This is a genomic window from Exiguobacterium sp. s150 (assembly GCF_018618435.1).
Classification (GTDB): domain Bacteria; phylum Bacillota; class Bacilli; order Exiguobacteriales; family Exiguobacteriaceae; genus Exiguobacterium; species Exiguobacterium alkaliphilum.
The window spans coordinates 78,256-102,467 of sequence record NZ_JACSMC010000001.1; the positions used below are offsets into that span (position 1 = coordinate 78,256).

Below are 24,212 nucleotides of genomic sequence, written 5' to 3' on the forward strand. Positions count from 1 at the left end.
CCTCCTACCGACAACAACTATTGACGTTATTCTATCTCACGACCGAGCCGTTGTAAATCTTGATGAAACTGCGGGTAACTGACATCCGAGACATCCATCCCATGAATGTGGACAGGATCGTCCGTCAAAAGCGCCGCAATCTGCAGCATCATCGACAGCCGATGGTCGCCAAACGCATCCACGTCCCCACCTCGAATCGGACTCGGGCGGACGGTGAACCCGTCCTCAGTCTCTTCGATGTCGACACCGAGCGTCTTCAGTTCGGTCACGACCGTCCGGATGCGGTCCGTCTCTTTCACACGCAGTTCGCCTGCGTCTCGGACAGTCGACGGGCTTGTCGCCTGTGACGCGACGAGGGCAAAGAGCGGCAACTCGTCGATTTGATGCGGAATCGCCTCGCCGCCTAACTCGATGCCGCGAAGCGTGCTCGTCGAGACCGTCACATCGGCGACCGTCTCCTCTCCGAGCGGGCGCGCCCGCTCAATCGAAACGGAGGCGCCCATCCGTTCAAGCGTCCGCAAAAAGCCGATGCGCGTCTCGTTCAAACAAACATCGACTGTCGTGACTCGACTATTCGGGACGATGGCCGCTCCGGCCCAAAAGAATGCAGCCGACGACGGGTCGGCCGGGACGTGGACCGTCGCTCCCTTCAATCCACCCGGGTCGAGTCGGATCACTCGTACCCCGTCCTCGATCGTCACATCGATGCGACCGCCGAACAGTGGCAACATCCGTTCCGTATGGTCACGCGACAACATCGGCTCTCGCACGATCGTCTCTCCCTTGGCCCGAAGCCCTGCCAGCAAGATGGCCGATTTGACTTGGGCGCTCGCGACAGGCAACGTGTAGTCGATGCGGCCCAGTTCGCTTCCTCGGATGCGAATCGGGGCGTAATCGCCTTCGATATCGGCTCCACGCTCACGTAGCGGTACCGTGACACGTCCCATCGGCCGTTTCGAGAGCGATTCGTCACCCATCAACTCATACGTCCCGTCAAACCCGACGAGCAGTCCAGTGAGGAGACGCATCGTTGTCCCCGAGTTGCCGCAGTCAATCGTCGTCGACGCCATCTTGTCCGTTCCCGTGATGACGACCTGGTCAGCTCGTTCCTCCACCGTCGCCCCGAGGCGACGCATGGCCTCCATCGTCGACCGGCAATCGGCTCCAAGGAGCGGGTCATGAATCGTCGTCACACCATGCGCGACGGCACCGAACATGACAGCGCGATGCGTGATCGATTTGTCACTCGGGACACGAATCCGTCCTGTCAATCCCATGCTACATCCATCCTTTCAGTTGATTGAAGGCGGCGATGAGGCGATCGTCTGACACCGGTTCGACCGTGACGGTTTCACCGAGCAAGACGAACCGGACTTCACCGCCGCGATTTTTTTTATCCCGTCCCATTAACGTCCGATAGTCTTCAAATGGACGCCAGGCGACCGGTGTGACTTCGTTCGCTGTCATCCAGTCTGCTAACCGCCTCGCCCGGTCCGTGTCCCCGTTCAAAAGGAAGGCATACACCATCCCATACAGGACGGCCTCTCCATGGGCGAGCCGATACCGTTCACTCGTCTCGAGCGCATGGCCGAACGTATGGCCGAAATTGAGCCACGCCCGAACTCCTGCTTCTCGCTCGTCCGCCTCGACGATGCGACGCTTCACTTCAATGCCTCGCGCGAGCCACTCCGTCCAATCGATCGGGCCCGTCAAGGCGTCGAACAACGCATCCTCGAACGACGCCTCGAGCACATGCTCAGAGAGATACGCATGCTTGATCAGTTCGCCGAGACCGCTCCGGACGTCACGTTGCTGTAACGTCTCGAGTCGCGTGACGTCGTAGTGGACGCCCATCGGTTGATAGAACGCACCGATCGCATTTTTGGCGAGCGGATGGTTGACGGCGACTTTTCCGCCGACGGCCGAATCGTGCGCCAGAATCGTCGTCGGGACTTGGATGTAACGGACGCCCCGCATATAGACGCTCGCCAAAAAACCGGCCAAATCCCCGACCATGCCGCCGCCGAAGGCGAGAACGATCGTATCGCGGTCACATCCGGACGTCAATCCTTCGGAGACGAGCCGTTCGATGACGGAAAGCGACTTCGATTCGTCGCCTGGTGGCACGACCGACCAGACAATGTCTTGATGGACGTGCGCCAGCCGTTCTCGAAACGTGTTGCCATGGAGTCGGTCGACCGTCTCATCGGTCACGACCCAAACCGTCGAACCAGAAAAAGCTTGAACGCGGTCGAGCCAAGCATCACCGCGTTCAATCGTCACATCATATGGGGTCGACGCATCGACGCGAATCATCACCATGTCCGAATCTCCTCACGATACGTCGCGACTCGGTTTTGTATCCGTTCCACCGTATCGTGCCCGAACGTTTCACACAGCTCACGCGCAAGTTCGAAGGCGACGACCGCTTCGACGACGAGCGAGGCGGCCGGGACGGCACACGCGTCACTGCGCTCGATTTGAGCGAGGAACGGCTGTTTCGTCTCGATGTCGACCGACGGGAGCGGTTTGTATAGGGTCGGGATCGGTTTCATGACGGCCGTGCAGACGATCGGCATCCCCGTCGTCATCCCGCCTTCAAAGCCGCCAAGGTGATTCGAGAGTCGAGTGTAACCGGTCTCGTCATAGGCGATCGGGTCCATCACTTCCGAACCCGGACGATACGCCATGTCAAACCCGTCCCCGAAAGCGACGCCTTTGATGGCGTTCACGCTCATGACCGCCTGAGCGATTCGCGCATCAAGTTTCCGGTCGTACTGAACGTAGGAGCCGAGTCCCGGGATGACACCGTGGACCTCGGTCGTGACGACGCCTCCGAGGGAATCCCCCGCGGCTTTCGCCTCGTCAATCAAGCGCATCATCTGATCTGCCGCTTCCGCGTCGTACGTGCGGACAGGTGACGCCTCGACCGCTGCGATGAGCGCCTCCTTCGAGTCCATCGTTTTCACGGCCGCGACGCCGCCAATCACTTTCACATAGCTGAGCACACTCATCCCTACGGCGGCGAGCAACTGCTTGCTGATGGCGCCGACCGCGACGCGGGCTGCCGTCTCACGGGCGCTCGAGCGCTCGAGCACGTCGCGAAGGTCGCGATGGTCGTACTTCAATCCTCCGACGAGGTCGGCGTGCCCTGGCCGTGGGCGGACGACCCGCCGCTTCACCTCGGCGTCATCTGCGATCGGCTCCGCTTGCATGACGTTCCGCCAATGCGTATGGTCCTTGTTCTCAATCCAAAGCGAGATCGGGGCACCCGTCGTCCGTCCGTGACGAATCCCGGCCCGGACGTCCACGCGATCCGATTCGATTTGCATCCGCCGGCCACGTCCGTATCCCGATTGTCGTTTTTTCAATTCTTCATTCACCAAGTCGATGTCGACGGAGAGGCCCGCCGGCACTCCTTCAAGAATGATGGTCAATCCAGGACCGTGTGACTCTCCTGCCGTCAAATAACGCATACACGCCACCTCACTCTTCGTATTTTTCGTAAAAGAAACTTTGCTTCATCCGGTAGCCGTAACGTTTCGGTTGGAAGATTTGCTCTGTCCCGCCGACGAACAACACACCACCCGGACGCAACGAGCGATGAAACGATTTGTACACTTTCTCTTTCGCTTCCTCCGTAAAGTAAATCAAGACGTTGCGGCAGACAATCAAATCGAAGTTTCGTTCATAGACGTCCGCTAACAAATTGTGCTTTTTGAACGTGACGAGCTTCTTTATGTCTTCTGCGATATAGTAATCGTCGCCCCGCCGTGTGAAATAACGTTGTCGGAACTCGGCCGGCAAGTCGACGAGAGCCCGTTCATGGTATTTGCCTGCTTTCGCTTTCTCGATGACGATGTCGTCGAGGTCGGTCGCGGTAATCGAGAATTGGGCAGGTGACAGATGTTTGGATAAGAGCATCGCGAGCGAGTACGGCTCTTCCCCTGTCGAACAGGCGGCGCTCCATACGCGTAACTTCCCTTGGCTCTTGCGGATGAGTTCTGGCAAAATATCCTCCTCGAGCTGTTGCCAACGGACCGGGTTCCGATAAAATTCGCTCACATTGATTGTCATCCGGTCTAAAAACTCTTCGTACAGGCCGCGGTCGGCCTCCATCGCTTTGAAGTACTCGATGAACGTGGCATAGCCTTTCTTCTCGCGGAGGGCAATCATCCTGCGCTTCATCTGTGCCTCTTTATATAAGTTCAAATCAATCCCAGACTTTAAGTAAAATTTTTTCACGAAGATGGCATAATCATTTATCACCAGTTCCAACCTCAATTCTTCCTCATTTCCTAGTTCTCGATGCCGCGTAAGCGCTTCAACGGCAACAAAAAAAGGGACAGGTGACCCCGTCCCTCGTTCTCGTCATGAAACGTGCGATGCTTCAGAGACGAACCAAAGCGCCAACTCCCGCTCGGCACTCTCGGCACTGTCAGACCCGTGAATCACGTTTTGTGACATCGTCGCGGCCAAGTCGCCCCGAATCGTGCCCGGTTGCGCGTCGAGCGGGTTCGTCTTCCCAATCATCATGCGTGAGACGGCGATGATGTTCTCACCTTCCCATTCCATCGCGACGACCGGACCTGACGTCAAGAAGTCGACGAGCTCGCCGAAGAACGGCTTCTCCTTATGTTCCGCATAATGCGCTTCTGCGATTTCTACAGACGGTGTAAGCATTTCGAGACGGTTCAACGTGTATCCTTTGTTTTCAAAGCGCGAGATGATTTCCCCAATCAAGCCACGCGCTACGCCGTCAGGCTTCACCATTAAAAATGTTTTTTCCATTCCCCTAATCCCCCTAAATCGATATGTGTACGATGTACTCTATAAGTGTACACGGTCACTCTCGTTATTGAAAGGGGTTACAACGTGCAAATTACCATTTCCGTTTCCCAATATATTCGGCAATCTCGATGAGCGAACGTTTGTCTGACACGTCCGGGAGCGGCTCGAGCCGTTTGATGGCCCGGCGAACGTAACGATCGATCGTCTGTTGGCTCCGTTCAAGCGTCCCGTTTTGCTGTACCTCGCGGACGAGCGCGGCCGTCAAATCAGGGGTCGACGTGCTGTCGACTCGCGACAAGCGCTCGTAAAACCGACCATCTTCGGCCGAATAGAAGAGCGGCAACGTCTTATGGCCGTGCTTCAAATCTTCACCGACCGGTTTCCCGAGCTGAAAGCTCTTCGCTGTGAAGTCGAGTAGGTCGTCCGTCATTTGAAACGCCATGCCGATGTCATACCCGAACAGACGTAACTGCTTGACGACTTCTGGCGACGCGCCCGAGACGATTGCCCCAGCGGCACAACTCGTTTCGATGAGCAGCGCCGTCTTTCTAGCGATTCGGTCCAAATACCGTTTCGGTGACTGCGACCAGTCGTATTGATCTTGGATTTGATTGATTTCGCCGATACAAATCAATTCCATCGTCTCTGCCATGAGTTGCATCACTTCCGGCGAATCGACTTCGGAGACGAGGCGGATCGCCTCGCCGAACAGCGTGTTTCCCGTGTACATGGCGACACGTTCATCATACCGTTCCATGACGGTCGGCTTGCCGCGTCTGAGCGTCGCATCGTCGATGACGTCGTCATGGACGAGCGAGGCCATGTGAATGAGCTCGAGACTAGCCGCTACTTTCGTCAATCGAATGTCATTCTGCTGACCGAACGCGGCACTCAAGAGGACGAAAGCCGGACGAATCCGTTTCCCGCCCGCGTCTAACAGTTGCCTCGACGCCGCATCGATGACGGGATGGTCCGTATGCACACGTGTCGACAAAAAGCGGTCGATTTGATCGATTTCACGATTCATGTGACGATATAGTCGTTTTAAAGACATCGGTTACCACTTCTTCCCTAAGTGCATCGCACATGCACCACCGGAAAACGGTTTGACCTCGACTTGTTCGAACCCAGCCGTCTCGAACATTCGCTTCAATGTGAGGCGGTCCGGGAACGAGTCGGTCGACTCTTGCAGCCATTTATATTGGTCATAGGAACCGGCGAACAGCTTGCCAAAGAGCGGCATGACCGTACCGAAGTAAAATCGGTACAGCTCGCTGAAGAGCGGCGCCGTCGGTTGGCTCGTCTCGAGGCAGACGACCGTGCCGCCCGGTTTCAAGACGCGATGCATTTCGCTTAGCACCGTCATATAGTCCGGGACGTTACGAAGGCCGAAGCCGATTGTCACAAAATCAAACGAGTCATCGCCAAACGGCAACGCCATCGCGTTTCCGTGAACGAGTTCGATGTTCGGATATTGTTTTACTTTCTCGTGACCGACCGCAAGCATGTTCTCCGAGAAGTCTAACCCTTTGACGACCCCCGTGTTTCCTGCCGCTTCGGCGAGTTGAATCGTCCAGTCAGCCGTCCCACAACAGACGTCGAGACATTTCGCGCCCGGGAACACCTGCATCCGTCGCATCGTCGCTCTGCGCCACCACTTGTGGAGCCGGAAACTGATGATCGAGTTCATCGTATCGTAGCTCGGTGAGATGGATTGAAACACATCATATACTTTTTGCTCTTTTTCTTTCGGTTGCAACACGTAACATCCTTTCCGTTCTAAGCGACAGCATGCGCCAAAAGCGCCGATAGCTGCTCTCGTTGTTCTTTATGCAATGTCGTCGCTCTTTGTTCGATGATTTGTTTTCCGTACGACGTCAAATACGTTTGACCGATCAATTCAGCGAACGTCTTGACGAGGCCAAAGTTGGCTTCCATCCATGTCGATACAGAAATCTCGTCGTCTAAAGCGAGTGTGCATTTAGCCCCGTTGACGAGTTGGACGGTCCGGCCGAAGCGATCACTGAAGTCGGTCGGGAATCGTGCCAATATTTTATAAAATTGAGCCGATGCGAAGTCTCCGGCGAGCACGTTCAACTGGCGCGCCAAAGAACCGTTCGGACAATCCTTCACTTGATCGTGCAACTCGAGTGCCTGCTGGGCAAAATACGTGGCTAGCACGAGCTGTTGTTGTTCGGTTGATTCTTCGTCAATCAATTCGACCATCCAACGAAGTAAAGGCATGTCGACTGCGGGCACAATCTCGTGTCTCGTCAAATACGGATGGGTCATGCGTTGTTCGATTTGACGAGCAAGGTCGGTGACAACGCTTTCGTTAGTCCACTGTTCCATGCTATCCCCCCTCGTCCTCTTCGTTGTCATTCTGACATAGTATAGCACATTTTCGTCACATTCACGCCATGTGAACTCGTAAACGGACACAAAAAAAGCCGCCTTTCGGCGACTTATGTAATGCCTATTATTTGACCGCGTCTTTGAGCGCTTTACCTGCTTTGAAGGCAGGGACTTTGCTCGCAGGGATTTCGATATCTTCTTTCGTACGTGGGTTGCGACCTTTACGGGCAGCACGCTCACGAACTTCAAAAGTACCAAAACCGATCAATTGAATTTTCTCACCGTTTTGGAGTGCTTCAGTGATTGATTCAAATGTAGCTTCAACAACTGTCGTCGCTTCTTTTTTAGAAACTTCGGCTTTTTCAGCAACTGCTTGGATCAATTCAGTCTTGTTCATCACGATTCACCTCCTCTCACAGAGAGTTTACGGGATTAATCATATCGTACAAACGTTGATATGACAACATTTTTTAAGTGAAAAGCCCATATTCACGACGCTTCGTCGATCAGTTGTTTAAAAATTCGACTTCGCCTTGTTCATTAATCGTATAGCCTTGCGAATAAGCTGGGGCGAATGGTGAATCATTGTAGAGCAAATACCGAATATCCTCGCCGACTTCTGGCGTCACATCCGTGTTTTCGAGCTTGGCCGCGATGTCTTGGCGATAGTCGACGAATAGCTGTCCGCTCCCGTCGACGTAGATCGGTAACTCGTTATCGGAGTATGGGCTCGGGATCGTCGGTTCTTCGGCGACGAAGATGAGGTCGTAGTTGAGCGTAAATTGATTTTTACCGACCGATCCGGCAAACGGGAACTTCCCTTCCTTCGCCCGGTACGCGTTAATGTTCGTCTGCAACTGCTGTAGCCGCTCGGTCACCCGTAAATCAATCAGCTTGACCGTCGGTTCGTCCTCGACGTCGACGAGGACGTATAAGAACAGCCCACCCCCTTCAAAACTGTTCGCCGGCGGGTCGGCCATATACCCTGGGACAAGACGTCCGAATTCGATTGGATACCGTTCCATGAGCGGTGTCTCGGCCGGCTTCGTTTTAATCGGCAACACCCCGGTCGTCTCTTTGAACGAGTCGACGGCCGTTTGGACCGAACGAATCTGTTCTTCGTACGGGACGTTGTCGACACGGTTTGACTGCGGGTACATACACCCGCTCAGAACGGTTACCGCCAACAGACTGACAACTACTAACATTCGTTTCAACGGTTCAACCCCCTGTCGGCCCTGAAGCGACCACGTAAATCATAATGAGCGTTCCAAATAAAAAAATGACGAATGCGACGACGCGCACGAGCGCCCCGAACCAACCAGATAGTTTCGTGTGGCTGACAGCGACCATGAGCGCCGCGATGGCGAACGCCCCGATGCCGGCGAATGAAATCCACATCTTGATGAGTGACGGTGTCACGTTGATCCCCTCGACTTTCTCTCTAATTCTCTCTCCGTACATTAGTGTAGCAAAAAAAAGCAAGGAACTGAACGAAAACGTCAGTCCCTTGCCATTTCATCGCCTTCGAAATGGAACACTTGCTCCATCTCGTGTTTTTGCGGGCGTCGCATCAACTTCTTCACTTCATCGTGCGGGCTCTTGTTCTCGAACAAGACGTTATAGAGCGCCTCCGTGATCGGCATCTCGACGCCGGCCTCACGGGCGAGCGTGTGCGCGGCCTCACAGGCGCGCACCCCTTCGACGACCATACCCATCTGCCCAAGCACGTCTTCGAGTTTTTCCCCGCGTCCGATGGCGTTACCTGCGCGCCAGTTACGACTGTGCTGCGACGTCGCCGTGACGATCAAGTCACCGATGCCGGTCAAGCCGGAGAACGAGGCCGGATTGGCCCCGAGCTTCACACCGAGACGGGCAATCTCGACGATGCCGCGCGTCATGAGCGCCGCTTTCGCGTTATCGCCATAGCCAAGACCGTCCGTCATCCCGGCAGCCAAAGCGATGATGTTTTTGAGCGCACCACCATACTCGGCGCCAATGACGTCCGAATTCAAATAGACACGGAACTGGTCGTTCGTGAGCAACTCTTGAATCTCGTCGGCGACGTCTAAGTCCTCGCACGCAATCGTGATCGTCGTCAATTTGCGGACGGCGACTTCTTCGGCGTGCGTCGGACCTGTCAAGACGCCGATGGCCCGCCGTTTCGACGGGTCAATCTCTTCAGCGATAATCTCAGACAGACGCTTATGCGTCTTCGGTTCAATCCCTTTGGCGGCGTGGATGATGACGGCCGGTTCCTTGAGGAGCGTGTTCAGCTCGCGGGAGACCGGACGAATCGCCGAGCTCGGAACGACGAGGAAAATGATGGACCGTCCGGCAATCGCCTCTTTCAAATCGGTCGTCGCTCGAATCGACTCCGGAAGCGGAGCGTCCTTCAAATAAGTCGAGTTCGTATGTGACGTATTGATCTCGAGGACGTGATCCTCTTCACGGCCGTAGAGCAAGACGTCGTGACCATTATCAGCGAGGACGAGCGATAACGCCGTTCCCCAGCTCCCTGCGCCGATGACAGCTACTTTTGCCATAGGAGGCACCCCCATTACTAGTTTTTCTGACGAGCCACGATGTGGACCGGTGTACCGGTGAAATCAAATGCGCGGCGAATCTGGTTGTCTAGATAACGTTTATACGAGAAGTGGAGCAACTCAGGATCGTTGACGAAAAGAACGAACGTCGGCGGCTCGATGGCCACTTGCGTCGCGTAGTTGATCTTGAGTCGTTGCCCTTTGTCCGTCGGTGTCGGGTTCATTGCGACGGCATCGACGATGACATCGTTCAAGACACTCGTCGAGATACGGCGACGATGTGATTCGGCCACTTCGTTGATGACCGGGAGGAGCGTCTGCAACCGTTTCGATGTGAGCGCCGATAAGAAGACGATCGGTGCATAGTCGAGGAACAAGAATTCTTTACGGATCTTCTCTTCCATTTTCTTCATCGTCTTGTCGTCCTTCTCGACGGCATCCCATTTGTTGACGACGATGACGATCGCTTTCCCTGCCTCGTGGGCGAGTCCGGCGACACGTTTGTCTTGCTCGATGATACCTTCTTCGCCATCGAGGACGACAAGGACGACGTTCGAACGTTCAATCGCCTTTTGGGCACGCATGACACTGTATCGCTCTGTCGATTCGTATACTTTTCCGCGCTTGCGCATCCCGGCCGTATCGATGATGACGTACTCTTGATTGTCGCGTGTGAACGGCGTATCGATCGCGTCGCGCGTCGTACCGGCCACGTCCGAGACGATGACGCGTTCCTCACCGAGGATCGCGTTCGTCAAGCTCGATTTCCCGACGTTTGGACGTCCGATGAGCGAGAAGCGAATGACGTCTTCGTTATATTCGTACTCGTCTTTGTCTGGTGCGAGCTCGAACACTTTGTCGAGAAGGTCACCAAGACCGAGACCGTGCGTTCCCGAGATTGGGAACGGGTCGCCAAACCCGAGCGAATAAAATTCATACATGAGGTCGCGCATCTCGAAGTTATCGACTTTGTTCACGGCGAGCACAATCGGTTTGTTCGAACGGAAGAGCAAGTTCGCGACTTCCTCGTCCGCTGCCGTGATGCCTTCGCGTCCGTTCACCATGAAGATGATGACGTCCGCCTCATCGATGGCGAGTTCGGCCTGATGGCGCATTTGAACGAGAATCGGTTCGTCACCGACCTCGATCCCGCCTGTGTCGATTAGATGAAACTTTCGGTTCAACCACTCACCCGTACCGTAAATTCGGTCGCGTGTCACGCCCGGCTTATCATCAACGATCGATACGCGATCTCCGATAATCCGGTTGAAAATCGTGGATTTCCCAATATTCGGGCGGCCGACGATGGCCACTGCTGGAATTCCCATAAAAAACACCTCTCTAACTTTCATTCAATAAATACTCGTTTCTAAATGCAACTGTACTATCATATCACAGCACTATTTCGGTGACCATACAAAAAGAAGCGGGAGCATGACTCCCGCTTGAACGACCGTCTTATTTAGAATCGTCCGAAGACTCTTCGCCCGTTAGTTCCGAGACGGAGAATCCTCCTTGGTCACTGTATTCGTCGAGGAGCGCCTGGTCTTCGTCACGTGACGATTCGGCTGACTCGAGTGCGCGCATCGAAAGCGAGATTTTTTTCTCGTCGAGATGGACGTCAAGCACTTTCACTCTCACTTCTTGCCCTTCTGTCAACACTTCAGATGGGGTCGCGATATGTCGATTCGCGATTTGCGAGATGTGAAGCAACCCTTCGACTTGCGGTGCGACTTCAACGAACGCACCGAACGTGACGAGACGTTTCACTTTCCCTTCAATCACGTCACCCGGTTGAATCTGACCTTCAATCGATTCCCACGGGCCTGGTTGCGTCTCCTTGATTGACAATTTGACTTTCTCATTGTCAAGGTCAAGGCCGAGCACTTTCACTTTCACTTTGTCGCCTTCGGTCACGACGTCACTCGGTTTCTCGACACGACTATGCGCCATCTCGGAGATGTGAACGAGACCATCGACGCCACCGATGTCGACGAACGCACCGAAATCAGTGAGACGTTGGACCGTCCCTTCGATGATTTGGCCGACTTCAAGCGACTCGAGCGTCTCCGCTTTCTTCGCGCTCATCTCCGCTTCCGCGACTGCTTTATGCGAGAGAATGACGCGGTTCTTCTCACGGTCGATTTCGACGACTTTGACCGTGATTGGTTTATGCAAGTAAGAAGAGAAGTCCTCGACGAAATGACTTTCGACGAGCGAGGCCGGGATGAAACCACGGATGCCAATATCGACGACAAGACCGCCTTTGACTTTATCCTTGACCATGACTTCAAATACTTCACCTGATTCGTATTTTTCGACGATTTGATCCCAAGCTGCCTCGGCATCCACGTCCTTCTTCGATACGACAACCTCTTCGTCCGTGACTTTCTTCACTTTCACACGGATTTCGTCGTTGACATGGAGTGATTCGTTTAAATCGTCTAAATGCATGCTTGATACTTCGCTGATTGGCAGAATCGCCTCGGTTTTATACCCGATATCGATTAACGCTTGCTTGTCCTCGATTTTGACGACTGTACCGGTCACGATTTGACCTCGATTAATTTCAAAATCAGGCATATCTTTCATTTCTTCGACCATTCCAACACTACCCCCTCACGATGAGTACAAAAAGGAGCGCCCAAAGGCGCTTAACACCTAGTATAAACTTCTTATAATTCCGAAGATTTGTCAAGGTGTTATCAGATTAGTACCTTTCCTCGAGCCAGATTAAACCTGAATTTACCGAACGTTCCGTGAATGCTCGATGTACAGTTCACTGATCCGCTCCATGATTAAGTCCGCCGCTTCCTGCGCACTCGCTTTGTTCGCCTTGAGCGCGGTCAAGTCGAGCGGTTCGCCGATGACGACTTTCAGCTTCGTCCGGAACTTGTATCGGCCGATGATGGCGATTGGCAACACGGCTGCCTCAGAGCGCAAGGCGAAGAAGCCGACACCCGCTTGAGCCGTACCGAGCGTCCCGTCTTTCGAGCGGGTACCTTCCGGGAAGATTGAGATGAGTTCGTTCTCTTTCAACTTTTGCAAAACGACACGAAGGGCTTGACGGTCCCCCTCGCCACGCGAGACCGGAATCTGACCGGCCCGGTTGAGGATATGTTTCAGCACCGGGACACCGAACAGCTCTTTCTTCGCAAAGAAGCGAAGCGGACGCTGTTTCGGAATCGCGATGGCGAGTAAGACCGGGTCCCAGTTCGACTGATGGTTCGAACAGACGAGCACCGAGCCGTCGGCCGGGACGTTGTCACGTCCGATATACTCGACACGGAACATGAGTTTTTGAATCAATGCGACGGCGGCACGGGCGACCCGATACATGCCGAACGGTCCGTTGTTGAGCGGTTTCATCGTTTCACCACCTGCTTCATCAATCGTTCAATCGCTTCGACGACACCGTCGATTGACAGCTCGGTCGTATCGAGATAGTGCGCATCATCGGCCTGACGAAGCGGAGCTACCTCACGCTCGGAGTCACGCTTGTCCCGGAGGGCGATTTCACGCTGCAATTGCTCGAGATCGCTCGGCAATCCTTTCGATACGTTCTCATCATGGCGGCGGCGGGCCCGTTCTTCGACCGTGGCGGTCATGAACACTTTCAAATCGGCACCCGGTAAGACGTGCGTCCCAATATCGCGACCGTCCATGACGATGCCGCCCTCTTTCGCGAGGTCGCGTTGCAAGTCCATCAACGCGTCCCGGACTTCCGGTTGACGAGCGACGAAACTGACGTTGTTCGTCACTTCGCTCGAGCGAATCAGATCGGTCACTTCGGTCGCACCGTCGAAGACGCGTTGCCCAGATTCACTCGGCACGAGGCGAAGGTCCATCTCGGCGATCATCGCGGCAAGTGCTGGCCCGTCCTCTAAATCGACATGCTCGTTCAAGGCGCGATACGTGACGGCCCGATAAATGGCACCTGTATCGATATAGACATAGCCAAGTTTTTTGGCCAACGTTTTGGCAATCGTGCTCTTTCCGGCTCCAGCCGGTCCATCTAATGCAATTTGTAACGGTTTCATAATAAAAATTGGGTATCGGCATTGTCCGACACCCGCCTCCTCTCGGTCATTTGTTCCGAGAACATCATAACAGTTTTTTATCGTGAAGAAAATACAGAGCCGGTTCGTTTTCTCGCCTCGAGCTGGGCGCGGAAACAGTAACGTAAAATCGTCTCTTGATCGCGTGGTGCCAAGTCCTCGAAGCAAAGTGACAACTCTTGCTTGACGGTCTGGGGCTTGATTCGGAAGAGCCGACTCTTCACCCGGAACGTCTGCGGCATCCCCCGCTCATCCTCGATACGGAAGACGACGACGAGCGAGTCATCCACTTCGATTGGCGCCCGGTTGGCGACGATGCGCATCCCGCCGGCCGACACGTCGAGTGACGTCGTCTCGAACGTCGGGAAAGCTTGACCGTCGACAGCGAGGACGGTGACGTTAATCATTTCAGGGACGCGTAGGTACTCGCGGCGCTGCACCCGTTTGATTTTCTTCTCGTCCGGCAATTTGAACGCGTAACGAAGCGTCAACTGCGCATCGCTCAATCGCTTCAGGACGACCGTGTCAAACGCAAACAATTGCTCCTCGCCCTTAAAGAAATAAACGCGTAACGCCTCTTCTTCATGAAGGAAGAATGTCTTTAACGTCGCCGTCTCGCTCGGTGACTCGATCCAGACGACACCGTCTTGGATGGCGGCGATTTTTGTCTTCCCCTCGCTTCTCCCCTCGACTTCAATCCGTAACTCTTGACCTACTTTTAACATGACTCCATTCCCCTTTTAGCTATTTAAATTGACGACGATTCGATTGATTGGCGGTCCGGACGAGCAACAGGGCGACCATCCATAGCACGACGATATAGAGCACGGCCGGCACTTTGTTCGTCGGTTCGATGAGCAGAATATAGTCGAACACGCCGTGCATGAGCGTGGCGACGGCGACGGCGAGAAAGAGCCAGAGCCGCTCCCGGGCCGAATGTTTCGCCCGACCGAGGCAAAAGCCCATCGCCACAGCGAACAAGGCGTGGCCGCTAACCGGCAGGACGGCCCGCCAAATCGCGATTTCGAGTGAGTCGTACACCCATAAATATAGAAAATTCTCTAATGTGGCGAAGCCGAGTGAACAGGCGACCGCGTAGAGAATCCCGTCGTAGTAATCATCGAAGACTTTATGTATGTATATTGTATAATAAATCATGAACCACTTAAAAAACTCTTCTAACAACGCGGTTGCCACGAACGCTTTCCAAAACGGGCTCGTCAACACGCCTTCTTCTTCGAACGCGTATTGGATGAACATGATCGGGAAAACGAGGACGGCTCCGGCGACGAACGAACGGATCACATAGCCGAGCGGTTCCGCTTCCAATTCATGTCGAAGATAGAAATAGGAAAGAAGGGCGAACCCTGGCGCTACCGCAGACAAGGCGATTGCAATCATGACGCATCTCTCCTCTCTACCGTTAAGCATACACCGAAACGGGAAAAAGAAAAAGCAGAAAACGCCTAGAAATTGGAAGAAACGAACAAAAAAAGTTGGAGGTCCTCTATGAACCATTTACTACTCATCCACACCGGCGGCACGATCGCCATGTCTCAGTCGGGAACAGGGCACGTCTCGCCGAGCGATATCAACCCAATCGATGCGACGCTGCCGAAAGCGACGGATATCGCCCGCATCACGACGAAACACTTCTCGAACATCCCGTCGCCGCACATGACGCCGGCGAAGATGCTCGAGCTCGCCCACTTCATCGCCCAAGAATTGACGCAAGACACGTACGACGGGGTCGTCATCACCCACGGCACGGACACGTTAGAAGAGACGGCTTACTTTCTCCAAATCACTCTCGGTGCCCCGGTGCCGATCGTGTTGACCGGGGCGATGCGCTCATCGAACGAGATCGGCTCGGACGGTGAGTTCAACTTGATCACGGCGCTTCGCGTCGCACGGAGCGAGGCCGCGCGCGGCAAAGGCGTACTCGTCGTCTTCAACGGCGAGATTCATTCGGCGTTCAACGTCACGAAAACACATACCTCGTCGGTCGACACGTTCAAGTCGGTCCACTTCGGGAATGTCGGGATGGTTACGAAAGACCACGTCCTCATCTACAGTCAACCGATGACGCGGCAAGCGAAGATGATTCCTTCGATCTCGAAGCGGGTCGCCGTCTTAAAAGTCGTCGCCGGCATGGAACCCGATTTGCTCGAAGCCGTGCTCGACCTCGGCTATGACGGGCTCGTGCTCGAAGTGCTCGGTCAAGGGAACGTTCCACCGACAATCGTCCCTGCCCTCGAACGGCTCGTCGCCCACATCCCGGTCGTCATCGTCAGCCGTTGTTTTAACGGCATCGTCCAAGACGTATACGGCTATGAGGGCGGCGGCAAACAGTTGAAAGACATGGGAATCATCTTCTCGAACGGATTGAACTCTCAAAAAGCAAGACTCCGTCTGCTCGTCGAACTCGAGGCCGGCTCGTCTCAGCCTGTCATGGAGCACAGTTTCAGCTTCCAGCAGTGAACTTGCCAACATCGTCTTGCTTCCATACAATGAGGGATGAGGTGATTTCATTGAAGAAACAGGCAATCATCGTCGGCGCCGGCCCTTGCGGCTTGTCGGCGGCCATCGAACTAGAACGGATCGGCATCTCGTGCACCGTCATCGAACGGGGCAACATCGTCGATGCGATTTACCATTATCCGACCCATCAGACGTTTTTCTCGTCTGCGAACCTACTCGAGATCGGGGATATCCCGTTCATCTGTAAAGATTTGAAACCGAGACGCCAAGACGCGCTCGTCTATTACCGTGAAGTCGTGAGCCGGATGAATCTCGACGTCAAGCCGTTCGAGACGGTGACATCGATTGACAAAGAAGACGGACGATTCACCGTCACGTCGCATCATGAACGGCACGGGACGACAGTACGGACCGCCGACTATGTCGTCCTCGCGACGGGCTACTACGGCCGCCCCCGGAATCTTGATGTACCGGGCGAGGAGCTACCGCACGTCTCGCATTACTTTAAGGAAGCGCATCCGTATTATCGGCAACGCGTGATCGTCATCGGCGGCAAAAACTCGGCCGTCGACGCCGCCATCGAGCTCGAGAAGGCCGGCGCGCACGTGACGGTGCTCTATCGGGGCGACGGCTACAGCCCTTCGGTCAAACCGTGGGTGCTCCCGGCGTTCGACTCCCTCGTGCGGCACGAAAAAGTTCGTTACGAACTCGAGACCGAAATCGTCCGCATCGAGACGGACCGCGTCGTCTATCGCCAGCACGGGGTCGAAAAGAGCGTCGCGGCCGACCACGTCCTCGCGATGACCGGTTATTTGCCCGACCACGGCCTGTTCGCCGAGTCTGGCGTGACGATTGACGACGAGACGGGTGTCCCGTCGTTTGACGAAGACACGTACGAGACGAACGTCGAAGGCCTCTTCATCGCCGGTGTCGTCGCTGCGGGTAACGATGCCAACAAGATTTTCATCGAGAATGGACGGTTCCACGGAAAAGCCATTGCCGAGACGCTTCGGGAGCGTAACGGTGTGACATCCTAAACGACAAAGAGGGAAGACCTGACGAATCGGGTCTTCCCTCTTTTCCTATGGCTAGATTTAAACCCAGCCGCGGAAACGTGACGCTTCCGCCATCTTACGGACGCCGACCATATAGGCGGCGAGACGCATGTCGACTTTACGGGCCGAAGCCGTATTGTAGACGGTGTTGAATGAGTGGACGAGCACTTTTTCAAGCTTCTCTTCGACTTCTTCCTCCGTCCAATAGTAACCTTGGTTGTTTTGCACCCACTCAAAGTAAGAGACCGTCACACCGCCGCTCGAGGCAAGCACGTCCGGCACGAGCAAGATGCCACGCTCCGTCAAGATGCGGGTCGCTTCGTTCGTCGTCGGTCCGTTCGCAGCCTCGACGACGATCGAGGCTTTAATGTTGTCAGCGTTCGTCTCCGTGATTTGGTTCTCAATTGCAGCAGGCACTAAAATGTCACAGTCGAGTTCGAGCATTTCTTGGTTTGAAATCGTGTTCTTGAAGAGCGTCGAAATCGTCCCGAACGAGTCTCGACGGTCGAGGAGGTACGGGATATCGAGCCCGTTCTCGTCGTGGATGGCACCGTAAGCGTCACTGACGGCGATGACTTTCGCACCGGCGTCATACATGAACTTCGACAAGAAGCTTCCCGCGTTCCCAAACCCTTGAACGACGACGCGCGCCCCTTTCAACTCGATGCCACGACGAAGCGCGGCTTCGCGAATCATGATGGCGACCCCTTTCGCCGTCGCCGTCTCACGACCATGCGATCCGCCGAGGACGAGCGGCTTCCCTGTGATGAATCCTGGTGAGTTGAATTCATCGATTCGGCTGTATTCATCCATCATCCACGCCATGATTTGCGAGTTCGTGAACACGTCCGGTGCCGGGATATCTTTTGTCGGACCGACGATTTGACTGATGGCTCGGACGTAGCCCCGGCTCAGACGTTCGATTTCTCGGAAACTCATTTCACGCGGGTCACAGACGATTCCACCTTTTCCGCCACCGTAAGGAAGGTCGACGATTCCGGCTTTCAAGCTCATCCATACCGACAACGCCTTCACTTCGACTTCCGTCACGCTCGGGTGGAAGCGAATCCCACCTTTCGTCGGACCGACAGCATCGTTGTGCTGGGCCCGGTAGCCCGTGAAGATTTTTGTCGAACCGTCATCCATGCGGACCGGGATGCGGACGGTCAACATCCGGAGCGGTTCTTTCAACAGCTCGTACATCTCTTCCGGGTAGCCGAGCTTGTCGAGTGCCTCGTGAATGACCTCTTGTGTCGATTCTAGGATGTTCTTTCGTTTTTGATGACCTTTTTCTTGATCCGTAATCATGAAGGTTTCCTCCCCTAAGTTGTCAATTCTCCCCCAAGAATCAACCTCGTATTCGATTAAAAGTATAGCCGATACACGACCAATTTGAAAGGGTTTTACAAAAATAATGAAAGCGTTTTCTAAAAGAAAAAAGAAGGGTGTCCCCCTCTTATTTTTCTAGCGCTAACGATATGAAACGTTCGAGCAGCTCGCCATATGAGATCCCGACGGCGCGCGCGCTATCCGGGAACAGGCTAAGCGGCGTCATCCCCGGTAGCGTGTTCGTCTCGAGAATATAGGCGAGGCCGTCTTCTGACACTAAGAAGTCAGACCGCGAATAGCCGGCACAACCGAGCGCCTGATGCGCGAGCACGGCCGAACGTTGCACTTCTTCCGTCAACGCCTCAGGCAGTTCAGCCGGACAGACGTGCACCGAGCCACCTTCTGTATATTTCGACTCGTAGTCGTAAAACTCATTTTTTGGGATGATCTCGATGACCGGTAGCGCTTCTTCGTGACCGAAGTTCCCGATGACCGGCACGGTCAACTCTCTCCCTTTAATGTACTGCTCGACCAACACGGCCGTATCGCATTCGAACGCTTTCGCAATGCCGTCGCGAAGCATCGCCTCGTCCATCGCGATCGTCAATCCGTTCGATGAGCCTTCTTGGGCCGGCTTGACGACACAAGGGAACTCTCCGCCCCACTCGGCCACTTTCGCATCGACGTGGGCCGGGCTCTCGACGAGTACGTCGCGTGCGACGCGGATGCCCGCTGCCGCAAAGATGATTTTCGCCCGTGCTTTGTCCATCGCGAGTGCCGATGCCAAAACACCTGATCCTGTGTAAGGCAAATTCGCCATCTCAAGAAGCGACTGGACACGCCCGTCTTCCCCGTACTTGCCGTGGAGCGCGCTCAACACGACGTCCGCTTCAAGTGTCAACAACTCATGCGCCCGCTCAGGGTGAAAATCGATGGCGACGACGTCATGACCTCGTTCTTTCAACGCCTCGATCATGCCTTTTCCACTCGTGAGCGAGACTTCACGCTCTCCTGATACTCCTCCATATAACACAGCGACTTTCATTTTATCTCTCCTTCGACTTTCAACTGAAAAATTCAAGTTTTATCATACCACGCATGACGAAAAAACAATAGAAACAGAACGGTGAAAAAGCCGTACTCACGCGAACGTATCGTACAGCTCTTTCACCGCTTGAACGGATTGAATTGTCTTCCCATACTCGAGCATCATATACGGGCTCACGGTCGTCGTCTTGCCGTACTCGGACAAGATGGCGGCGAGACGCTCCTCGACTTGCGGGTTCAACACTTCTGCGAAATGCAAATAGTAGTGCCCGTCATAATGATAGAGCGCGCCGCCATGGTCCGTCGCATGCATATGCGGGTATAGGCTGACCGACGCGTCAATCACGTCTTCGATGTCCTCGAACTGATAGATCAAGTGATGAATCACATCGATCGTCAAACGGATCTCGACTTGTTCTTGGTCCGCCTCGGGCTCGAGCGCGCCGACTTTTTGAACGTCGATGACGATCCCGTCGCGGGGAAACATCGTCACGTTCAAATCGACGGCACCTTGCGGGGTGAACCCGTATTCGGCTTCCGCCGTCTCGAGTAACTCGCGCCAAAGCTCTTGTCCGGTCTCCCCGACAATCGTGTCAATCGCGATGCCACGAAGCGATAACTCGTTCGCCGTCAAGTAGACCCGTAAATGTTCTTTTGTTTGTTTTTCAAATCTCAAACGAAAACCTCCAAACACTAGTCGTTGCTACATATTTATAAGCTACTCTCGTTTGGCCGAACTGTCAAATAGTTGAAAGCCACTCCGTCCACGCTTCAGGCGAATTGCCTAAAAATGAGCTTCCGAACCGATCCGCGTGCTGGCTGACGGCGTATCCGCCGACACCGATGACGAGGTCCGCATGTTCCGCACGGACGTACGCCATCGCCTCCTCAAGGCCGTTCAAATGCTCGGTCAACGTACACGAGAAGACCAAGCATTTGGCGTCAATATCGTGTAACGCTGTGCCCAAATCTTCTTTCGGGATGCCTGAACCGAGGAAAATGACGTCATAGCCATGCTGACGCAAAAAGAGCGTCACGAACAGGAGGCCAATCTCATGCATTTCGTCGGGAGCGCACACGCAGACGATTCGCGGCAAGAACGGGTTCATCGGCATCTGGAGCGACAACGTTGACAGCCTCGAGCGGAGAAACGCCGTTGCAAAATGTTCATGAGCGATGGTGATCGTGCCGTTTTCCCAACGCGTCCCGATATCCATCAGCAACGGGCCGATAATATCTGTCGTCACTTTCTCAAAACTGAACGTGTTGAAGGCCCGGTTAATCAAATCGTGGGCTTGTCGCTCATCAAACGTCAGTAGCGCCTCCATCAGCCCGTCCTTTAACTCTTCGTCGTAAAGACGGTCCGGCTTCGGTTCGGGTGCTTTATGCAGCTGTTGAATCGCTTGGGAGACGGTCAACCCTTCGCGTTGCTTCTCGACGACCCATTTGATTTTTTCGACATCTTGTTCTGAATACAGACGGTGCCCCGATTCGGTCCGGCTTGGGACGATGAACTGGTAACGTCGCTCCCACGCCCGAATCGTCGTCGGGTTCACTCCGGTGAGTGATGCGACCGTCTTTATGGAGTATTTTGGCATCACAGCCCCACCTCTCCTACTAGTCTTCTCTTTCAGTATAGACCGCCCGTCGGCAATTCGCCTGTTTTATTGTGCAATTTCATAAGAAATTGGTGAACCACTTCCAAACTTTCACGGAAAGGAATTGTCTGACAGTCAAATCCATAAAAAAATACGGCCGTTCCGCCGTATTGTCAAAAGAAGATTGCATGACGTCCTATATATAAAAATGCCAATATAATAGCAAACATGGAAAGGGTCAGCATCATGGCAAGAGGCCGCTTCAGCCAATTGTCATTCAGTTTTTCTTTACGCTCGTATTCTTGTCGTGCCGATCGAGACGGCAACGTATCCACCACTTTTTCACGGAGTGAATCCGCCTGGTTCCGATGTCGCAACGCACATCCTCCTTTACCTTTTTTATCATTTTACTATGATATCATTCAAAGGAAAAGATACGGCTCAACCGATGTTTCCAATCTGTCACATTTTTAGACACAACTTGCTCGTTTTCCGGGAAAGCGATGGGGCCGCAGACGTCACAGCACGGCTCTTGATCAATCGGTTGCTCAGAGAAGTAACGGAGTAAATAATCGCGGCGACACGTCTTGATAAGCGCATAGTCAATCATTTGACCGAGTTGACGATACCGGTCGCGTTTCCTCTCCTTTACCCAATCCACCGCCCCGGCAAGCGTCCGTTCTGAGAGCATCTGTTTCAAGAGCCCGAATACCGGGTCTTCCTCGTTCATCCGGAGCAGGCGCGGCAAGTGAGATAGACTCGTCCCGTTCTCGCGTTCGAAATAGGCGACCCGGATGTCTTTTTCTTTCGGATACTGCTGGTCAATCAAAAACTGTTGAATCCGCTCATCTCCGTCTGCGTACAACAATACCGCGAACGCAGCTTCCCCGTCGCGGCCGGCCCGACCAATCTCTTGCATATACGCCTCGAGCGTCGCCGGCAGCTGGAAGTGAATCACGCTTCGGACGTTGTCTTTATTGACGCCCATCCCGAACGCGCTCGTACACACCATGACAGCGACCTCGTCCCGTAAAAACTGGGACTGGACGAGCCGGCGATCCTCGGTCGACATGCCGCCATGATAAAACAAGGCGTCGTCGAGCGAGAGGGCGAGCGATTCCGCTTCACGCCGTGTCGCCGTGTAGATGACGGCCGGTTTCGGCACGTCGCGCACGAGTTCGACCAAACGCGGCAGCTTCTGTTCGCCCAGGAGACGTTCGACGATGAGCCGAATCTCCGGACGGTTCGCCGAATGGACGAATTGGGCCGGATTGAACAGCGCCAACTTCTCGATGATGTCCTTCTTCACAGCCTCAGGAGCCGTCGCCGTGACGGCCATGCACTGTGGACTGCCGAGCTGTTTACGGAGCTCGCCGAGTCGTGCGTATTCCGGTCTGAACTCGTGGCCCCATTGCGAGATGCAGTGCGCCTCGTCGATGACGAGCATCTGAATCGGGGTGCGCGCGAGCGCCCTCGTCACGTGTGGCACGGCGAGCTGTTCCGGAGAGAGATATAAGAAACGGTATCGCTTCAAGTGATTCAAAATCGCTTGCTTCTCTTCGAGCGTCTCCATCGAAGTCAGCCGTGCCACGCCACGTTCCCCACGCTCACGGATATGAAGCATCTGGTCCTCGATCAATGACAAGAGCGGCGAGACGATAATCGTCAAGCCGTCGTTCTTAATATAGGACGGTAGCTGGAACGTCAACGACTTACCGGCTCCCGTCGGCATGATGGCGAGCACGTCTTGCCCGTCTGCGACCGCTTCGATGACGTCGCGTTGCCCTTCTCGGAACGCGTTATAGCCGAACACCCGTTTCAATGTTTTTTCATACAAACGTCTCACCTCGTTTCAACCTCGCGAACACGAGTCGGATTTGATAATAGCTGATCGTCTCGATTTGGTCGAACACCGGCTTGAGCGCCCAGCTGTCCGGTTCCCGCATTTGCTCGACCATGACGATCTGTTCTGTCGGCACGAACTGGTCGAGCGGGAACGCCTCGAGATACATCGCCATCTCGACGACGTGATCTTCAATCGTCGACGTGCGCAAGCGCCGAATCGATTGGACTTGATTGAACGTCCGACCGCCGGCGAACAGTTCGTATGATTCCCGGGCCGACAGCGTCATCCGTTCCGTCGTGAGACCGGACGTGAACCCTCTCAGTTTCGCGTCTTCCGGCAAGTGGTGCAACAGCGCGCTCCACCCTGCCAAAAAATAGAGCCGTGCCGTCCGGGCATCGACGTCGAGGAGCGAAGCGATTTGTTCATACGTATATCCGGTCTCGAATGCGCCGGTGAATCGATAGACGACCGCCGTCGCATACGGGTCACCGACTTCATCGAGGGCCGTCTCGAGTTCTTCATGAAACGCTTGGATGAGCGGGCGCCAATCCCGCTCTGTCCGGACGACTTGCTTCACCCAGCGCTCGGCGTGACGGTCGGCTTGGACAGGGTAAAACGTGCGCTTATGTTCAAGCGACATGAACGTTTGGATGAACAGACTGAGCCGTTTCCACGTCATCGTCGCATAGTCTCGCTGTTCCCCACCGAGACGTTCGAACAAATCACGGACAGCTTCTGGAGAAGCAAGCATAGCGCCGGCTTCCGTCAAACTGAAGCTCGAGCGGTTGAGCCAGCCTCGTTTCTCGAACGAGGCGAGCAGTTTCTCGTAATCGTACTTCGTGTAAGGGAACAGCCCAAAAATCGGTTCGAGGTCATAAAAGAATGCATCTTGTAACGTCGTCGCCGAACGTTTACCGTTCAACACATGAAACAGACTGCGCTCACTTCGCTCTCCTTTCAATCGGTCAATCGCGAGGAGCAACACCCCGTCAGCCAAGTGCACCATCGGCCCACCTCCTTCTCAATCATTATCCTTCCAAAACGATGTTCGTTTCCTCATTGAAATAATCGGGTATGTAGACTACAATTACTCATAGTCAGTAGTA

General features: G+C 54.5%; 27 protein-coding genes. 2 read left to right on the plus strand and 25 right to left on the minus strand.

Annotated elements, in window-relative coordinates:
• Window positions 1-26 precede the first annotated feature (26 nt).
• The 18 genes from aroA to prsW form a co-directional block, all read right to left on the minus strand.
• Window positions 27-1,277 (minus strand): 3-phosphoshikimate 1-carboxyvinyltransferase, encoded by a 1,251-nt coding sequence (gene aroA / locus KNP76_RS00430; RefSeq protein WP_214842018.1) that lies wholly within the window; start codon window positions 1,275-1,277, stop codon window positions 27-29.
• A gap of 1 nt (window position 1,278) precedes the next feature.
• Complete coding sequence (locus KNP76_RS00435; RefSeq protein WP_214842021.1) at window positions 1,279-2,322, minus strand: 3-dehydroquinate synthase; 1,044 nt, start codon at window positions 2,320-2,322, stop codon at window positions 1,279-1,281.
• Window positions 2,316-3,476: a chorismate synthase gene (aroC, locus tag KNP76_RS00440; RefSeq protein ID WP_034808553.1), complete on the minus strand. Its 1,161-nt coding sequence runs from the start codon at window positions 3,474-3,476 to the stop codon at window positions 2,316-2,318. The genes KNP76_RS00435 and aroC overlap by 7 nt, the downstream gene beginning before the upstream one ends.
• Window positions 3,477-3,486: 10 nt before the next feature.
• Window positions 3,487-4,266: a CheR family methyltransferase gene (locus tag KNP76_RS00445; protein ID WP_034815475.1), complete on the minus strand. Its 780-nt coding sequence runs from the start codon at window positions 4,264-4,266 to the stop codon at window positions 3,487-3,489.
• A 105-nt stretch (window positions 4,267-4,371) separates the two neighbouring features.
• Window positions 4,372-4,791 (minus strand): nucleoside-diphosphate kinase, encoded by a 420-nt coding sequence (gene ndk, locus KNP76_RS00450; RefSeq protein WP_034808551.1) that lies wholly within the window; start codon window positions 4,789-4,791, stop codon window positions 4,372-4,374.
• Between the two features lie 91 nt (window positions 4,792-4,882).
• Window positions 4,883-5,845, minus strand: coding sequence for a polyprenyl synthetase family protein (locus KNP76_RS00455; protein ID WP_034815184.1), 963 nt, complete (start codon window positions 5,843-5,845; stop codon window positions 4,883-4,885).
• Between the two features lie 3 nt (window positions 5,846-5,848).
• Window positions 5,849-6,550, minus strand: coding sequence for a demethylmenaquinone methyltransferase (locus tag KNP76_RS00460; protein WP_034808547.1), 702 nt, complete (start codon window positions 6,548-6,550; stop codon window positions 5,849-5,851).
• A gap of 20 nt (window positions 6,551-6,570) precedes the next feature.
• The gene (locus KNP76_RS00465) at window positions 6,571-7,143 is read right to left on the minus strand and encodes a heptaprenyl diphosphate synthase component 1 (RefSeq protein WP_034808545.1); all 573 of its coding nucleotides are present in this window, start codon (window positions 7,141-7,143) and stop codon (window positions 6,571-6,573) included.
• A 127-nt stretch (window positions 7,144-7,270) separates the two neighbouring features.
• A complete protein-coding gene (locus KNP76_RS00470) occupies window positions 7,271-7,543 on the minus strand; it encodes an HU family DNA-binding protein (protein WP_024370177.1) in 273 nt (90 codons plus the stop codon).
• A gap of 109 nt (window positions 7,544-7,652) precedes the next feature.
• The gene (locus KNP76_RS00475) at window positions 7,653-8,354 is read right to left on the minus strand and encodes a hypothetical protein (protein WP_209325624.1); all 702 of its coding nucleotides are present in this window, start codon (window positions 8,352-8,354) and stop codon (window positions 7,653-7,655) included.
• Between the two features lie 13 nt (window positions 8,355-8,367).
• Window positions 8,368-8,547: a DUF2768 family protein gene (locus KNP76_RS00480; protein WP_251136429.1), complete on the minus strand. Its 180-nt coding sequence runs from the start codon at window positions 8,545-8,547 to the stop codon at window positions 8,368-8,370.
• Window positions 8,548-8,648: 101 nt separating this feature from the next.
• On the minus strand, window positions 8,649-9,692 hold the full coding sequence (locus KNP76_RS00485) for an NAD(P)H-dependent glycerol-3-phosphate dehydrogenase (RefSeq protein WP_214842024.1): 1,044 nt from the start codon (window positions 9,690-9,692) through the stop codon (window positions 8,649-8,651).
• A gap of 17 nt (window positions 9,693-9,709) precedes the next feature.
• The gene (gene der / locus KNP76_RS00490) at window positions 9,710-11,020 is read right to left on the minus strand and encodes a ribosome biogenesis GTPase Der (protein ID WP_034808538.1); all 1,311 of its coding nucleotides are present in this window, start codon (window positions 11,018-11,020) and stop codon (window positions 9,710-9,712) included.
• A 130-nt stretch (window positions 11,021-11,150) separates the two neighbouring features.
• Entirely contained in the window at window positions 11,151-12,296 is a 1,146-nt protein-coding gene (gene rpsA, locus KNP76_RS00495; RefSeq protein ID WP_214842027.1) for a 30S ribosomal protein S1, read from the minus strand.
• Between the two features lie 141 nt (window positions 12,297-12,437).
• Window positions 12,438-13,061 carry a lysophospholipid acyltransferase family protein gene (locus KNP76_RS00500; protein ID WP_081825894.1) on the minus strand — a complete coding sequence of 208 codons (624 nt, stop codon included), beginning with the start codon at window positions 13,059-13,061 and terminating at the stop codon, window positions 12,438-12,440.
• Entirely contained in the window at window positions 13,058-13,735 is a 678-nt protein-coding gene (gene cmk, locus KNP76_RS00505; protein ID WP_214842230.1) for a (d)CMP kinase, read from the minus strand. Before cmk ends, KNP76_RS00500 begins: the two co-directional genes overlap by 4 nt.
• Window positions 13,736-13,809: 74 nt before the next feature.
• Window positions 13,810-14,475 carry a flagellar brake protein gene (locus KNP76_RS00510; RefSeq protein WP_214842040.1) on the minus strand — a complete coding sequence of 222 codons (666 nt, stop codon included), beginning with the start codon at window positions 14,473-14,475 and terminating at the stop codon, window positions 13,810-13,812.
• A 19-nt stretch (window positions 14,476-14,494) separates the two neighbouring features.
• Window positions 14,495-15,151 (minus strand): glutamic-type intramembrane protease PrsW, encoded by a 657-nt coding sequence (gene prsW, locus KNP76_RS00515; protein WP_214842054.1) that lies wholly within the window; start codon window positions 15,149-15,151, stop codon window positions 14,495-14,497.
• Window positions 15,152-15,259: 108 nt separating this feature from the next.
• On the opposite strand from prsW, the gene KNP76_RS00520 reads away from it, so the two are divergent.
• On the plus strand, window positions 15,260-16,231 hold the full coding sequence (locus KNP76_RS00520; protein ID WP_034808531.1) for an asparaginase: 972 nt from the start codon (window positions 15,260-15,262) through the stop codon (window positions 16,229-16,231).
• 29 nt (window positions 16,232-16,260) lie between these two features.
• The gene (locus tag KNP76_RS00525; protein WP_034815169.1) at window positions 16,261-17,268 is read left to right on the plus strand and encodes a YpdA family putative bacillithiol disulfide reductase; all 1,008 of its coding nucleotides are present in this window, start codon (window positions 16,261-16,263) and stop codon (window positions 17,266-17,268) included.
• Between the two features lie 57 nt (window positions 17,269-17,325).
• Here KNP76_RS00525 and KNP76_RS00530 read toward each other — a convergent pair whose 3' ends face one another.
• The 7 genes from KNP76_RS00530 to KNP76_RS00560 form a co-directional block, all read right to left on the minus strand.
• Complete coding sequence (locus KNP76_RS00530) at window positions 17,326-18,594, minus strand: Glu/Leu/Phe/Val family dehydrogenase (RefSeq protein ID WP_034808527.1); 1,269 nt, start codon at window positions 18,592-18,594, stop codon at window positions 17,326-17,328.
• Between the two features lie 148 nt (window positions 18,595-18,742).
• On the minus strand, window positions 18,743-19,660 hold the full coding sequence (locus KNP76_RS00535; RefSeq protein ID WP_034808524.1) for a D-alanine--D-alanine ligase: 918 nt from the start codon (window positions 19,658-19,660) through the stop codon (window positions 18,743-18,745).
• Between the two features lie 96 nt (window positions 19,661-19,756).
• Complete coding sequence (locus KNP76_RS00540) at window positions 19,757-20,338, minus strand: adaptor protein MecA (RefSeq protein WP_214842057.1); 582 nt, start codon at window positions 20,336-20,338, stop codon at window positions 19,757-19,759.
• A gap of 64 nt (window positions 20,339-20,402) precedes the next feature.
• Window positions 20,403-21,260, minus strand: coding sequence for a MerR family transcriptional regulator (locus tag KNP76_RS00545; protein WP_214842060.1), 858 nt, complete (start codon window positions 21,258-21,260; stop codon window positions 20,403-20,405).
• A 173-nt stretch (window positions 21,261-21,433) separates the two neighbouring features.
• A complete protein-coding gene (locus KNP76_RS00550) occupies window positions 21,434-21,637 on the minus strand; it encodes a hypothetical protein (protein ID WP_214842240.1) in 204 nt (67 codons plus the stop codon).
• A gap of 41 nt (window positions 21,638-21,678) precedes the next feature.
• Window positions 21,679-23,106, minus strand: a complete 1,428-nt coding sequence (locus KNP76_RS00555) for a RecQ family ATP-dependent DNA helicase (RefSeq protein ID WP_371816123.1) — start codon at window positions 23,104-23,106, stop codon at window positions 21,679-21,681.
• The gene (locus KNP76_RS00560; protein ID WP_081825892.1) at window positions 23,090-24,112 is read right to left on the minus strand and encodes a YpbB family protein; all 1,023 of its coding nucleotides are present in this window, start codon (window positions 24,110-24,112) and stop codon (window positions 23,090-23,092) included. The genes KNP76_RS00555 and KNP76_RS00560 overlap by 17 nt, the downstream gene beginning before the upstream one ends.
• Between the last annotated feature and the right edge of the window lie 100 nt (window positions 24,113-24,212).

Bases quoted from the DNA above. Each gene is read 5' to 3' on its own strand.
- KNP76_RS00525 (WP_034815169.1), top strand. From the start codon at position 16,261: ATGAGGGATGAGGTGATTTCATTGAAGAAACAGGCAATCATCGTCGGC.
- KNP76_RS00500 (WP_081825894.1), bottom strand. From the start codon at position 13,061: ATGAAACCGCTCAACAACGGACCGTTCGGCATGTATCGGGTCGCCCGT.
- KNP76_RS00535 (WP_034808524.1), bottom strand. From the start codon at position 19,660: ATGAAAGTCGCTGTGTTATATGGAGGAGTATCAGGAGAGCGTGAAGTC.
- KNP76_RS00510 (WP_214842040.1), bottom strand. From the start codon at position 14,475: ATGTTAAAAGTAGGTCAAGAGTTACGGATTGAAGTCGAGGGGAGAAGC.
- KNP76_RS00530 (WP_034808527.1), bottom strand. From the start codon at position 18,594: ATGATTACGGATCAAGAAAAAGGTCATCAAAAACGAAAGAACATCCTA.
- ndk (WP_034808551.1), bottom strand. From the start codon at position 4,791: ATGGAAAAAACATTTTTAATGGTGAAGCCTGACGGCGTAGCGCGTGGC.
- KNP76_RS00480 (WP_251136429.1), bottom strand. From the start codon at position 8,547: ATGTGGATTTCATTCGCCGGCATCGGGGCGTTCGCCATCGCGGCGCTC.
- der (WP_034808538.1), bottom strand. From the start codon at position 11,020: ATGGGAATTCCAGCAGTGGCCATCGTCGGCCGCCCGAATATTGGGAAA.
- prsW (WP_214842054.1), bottom strand. From the start codon at position 15,151: ATGATTGCAATCGCCTTGTCTGCGGTAGCGCCAGGGTTCGCCCTTCTT.
- KNP76_RS00455 (WP_034815184.1), bottom strand. From the start codon at position 5,845: ATGTCTTTAAAACGACTATATCGTCACATGAATCGTGAAATCGATCAA.
- KNP76_RS00435 (WP_214842021.1), bottom strand. From the start codon at position 2,322: ATGGTGATGATTCGCGTCGATGCGTCGACCCCATATGATGTGACGATT.
- aroA (WP_214842018.1), bottom strand. From the start codon at position 1,277: ATGGGATTGACAGGACGGATTCGTGTCCCGAGTGACAAATCGATCACG.
- KNP76_RS00485 (WP_214842024.1), bottom strand. From the start codon at position 9,692: ATGGCAAAAGTAGCTGTCATCGGCGCAGGGAGCTGGGGAACGGCGTTA.
- KNP76_RS00560 (WP_081825892.1), bottom strand. From the start codon at position 24,112: ATGGTGCACTTGGCTGACGGGGTGTTGCTCCTCGCGATTGACCGATTG.
- rpsA (WP_214842027.1), bottom strand. From the start codon at position 12,296: ATGGTCGAAGAAATGAAAGATATGCCTGATTTTGAAATTAATCGAGGT.
- KNP76_RS00465 (WP_034808545.1), bottom strand. From the start codon at position 7,143: ATGGAACAGTGGACTAACGAAAGCGTTGTCACCGACCTTGCTCGTCAA.
- KNP76_RS00545 (WP_214842060.1), bottom strand. From the start codon at position 21,260: ATGCCAAAATACTCCATAAAGACGGTCGCATCACTCACCGGAGTGAAC.
- aroC (WP_034808553.1), bottom strand. From the start codon at position 3,476: ATGCGTTATTTGACGGCAGGAGAGTCACACGGTCCTGGATTGACCATC.
- KNP76_RS00520 (WP_034808531.1), top strand. From the start codon at position 15,260: ATGAACCATTTACTACTCATCCACACCGGCGGCACGATCGCCATGTCT.
- KNP76_RS00475 (WP_209325624.1), bottom strand. From the start codon at position 8,354: ATGTTAGTAGTTGTCAGTCTGTTGGCGGTAACCGTTCTGAGCGGGTGT.
- KNP76_RS00470 (WP_024370177.1), bottom strand. From the start codon at position 7,543: ATGAACAAGACTGAATTGATCCAAGCAGTTGCTGAAAAAGCCGAAGTT.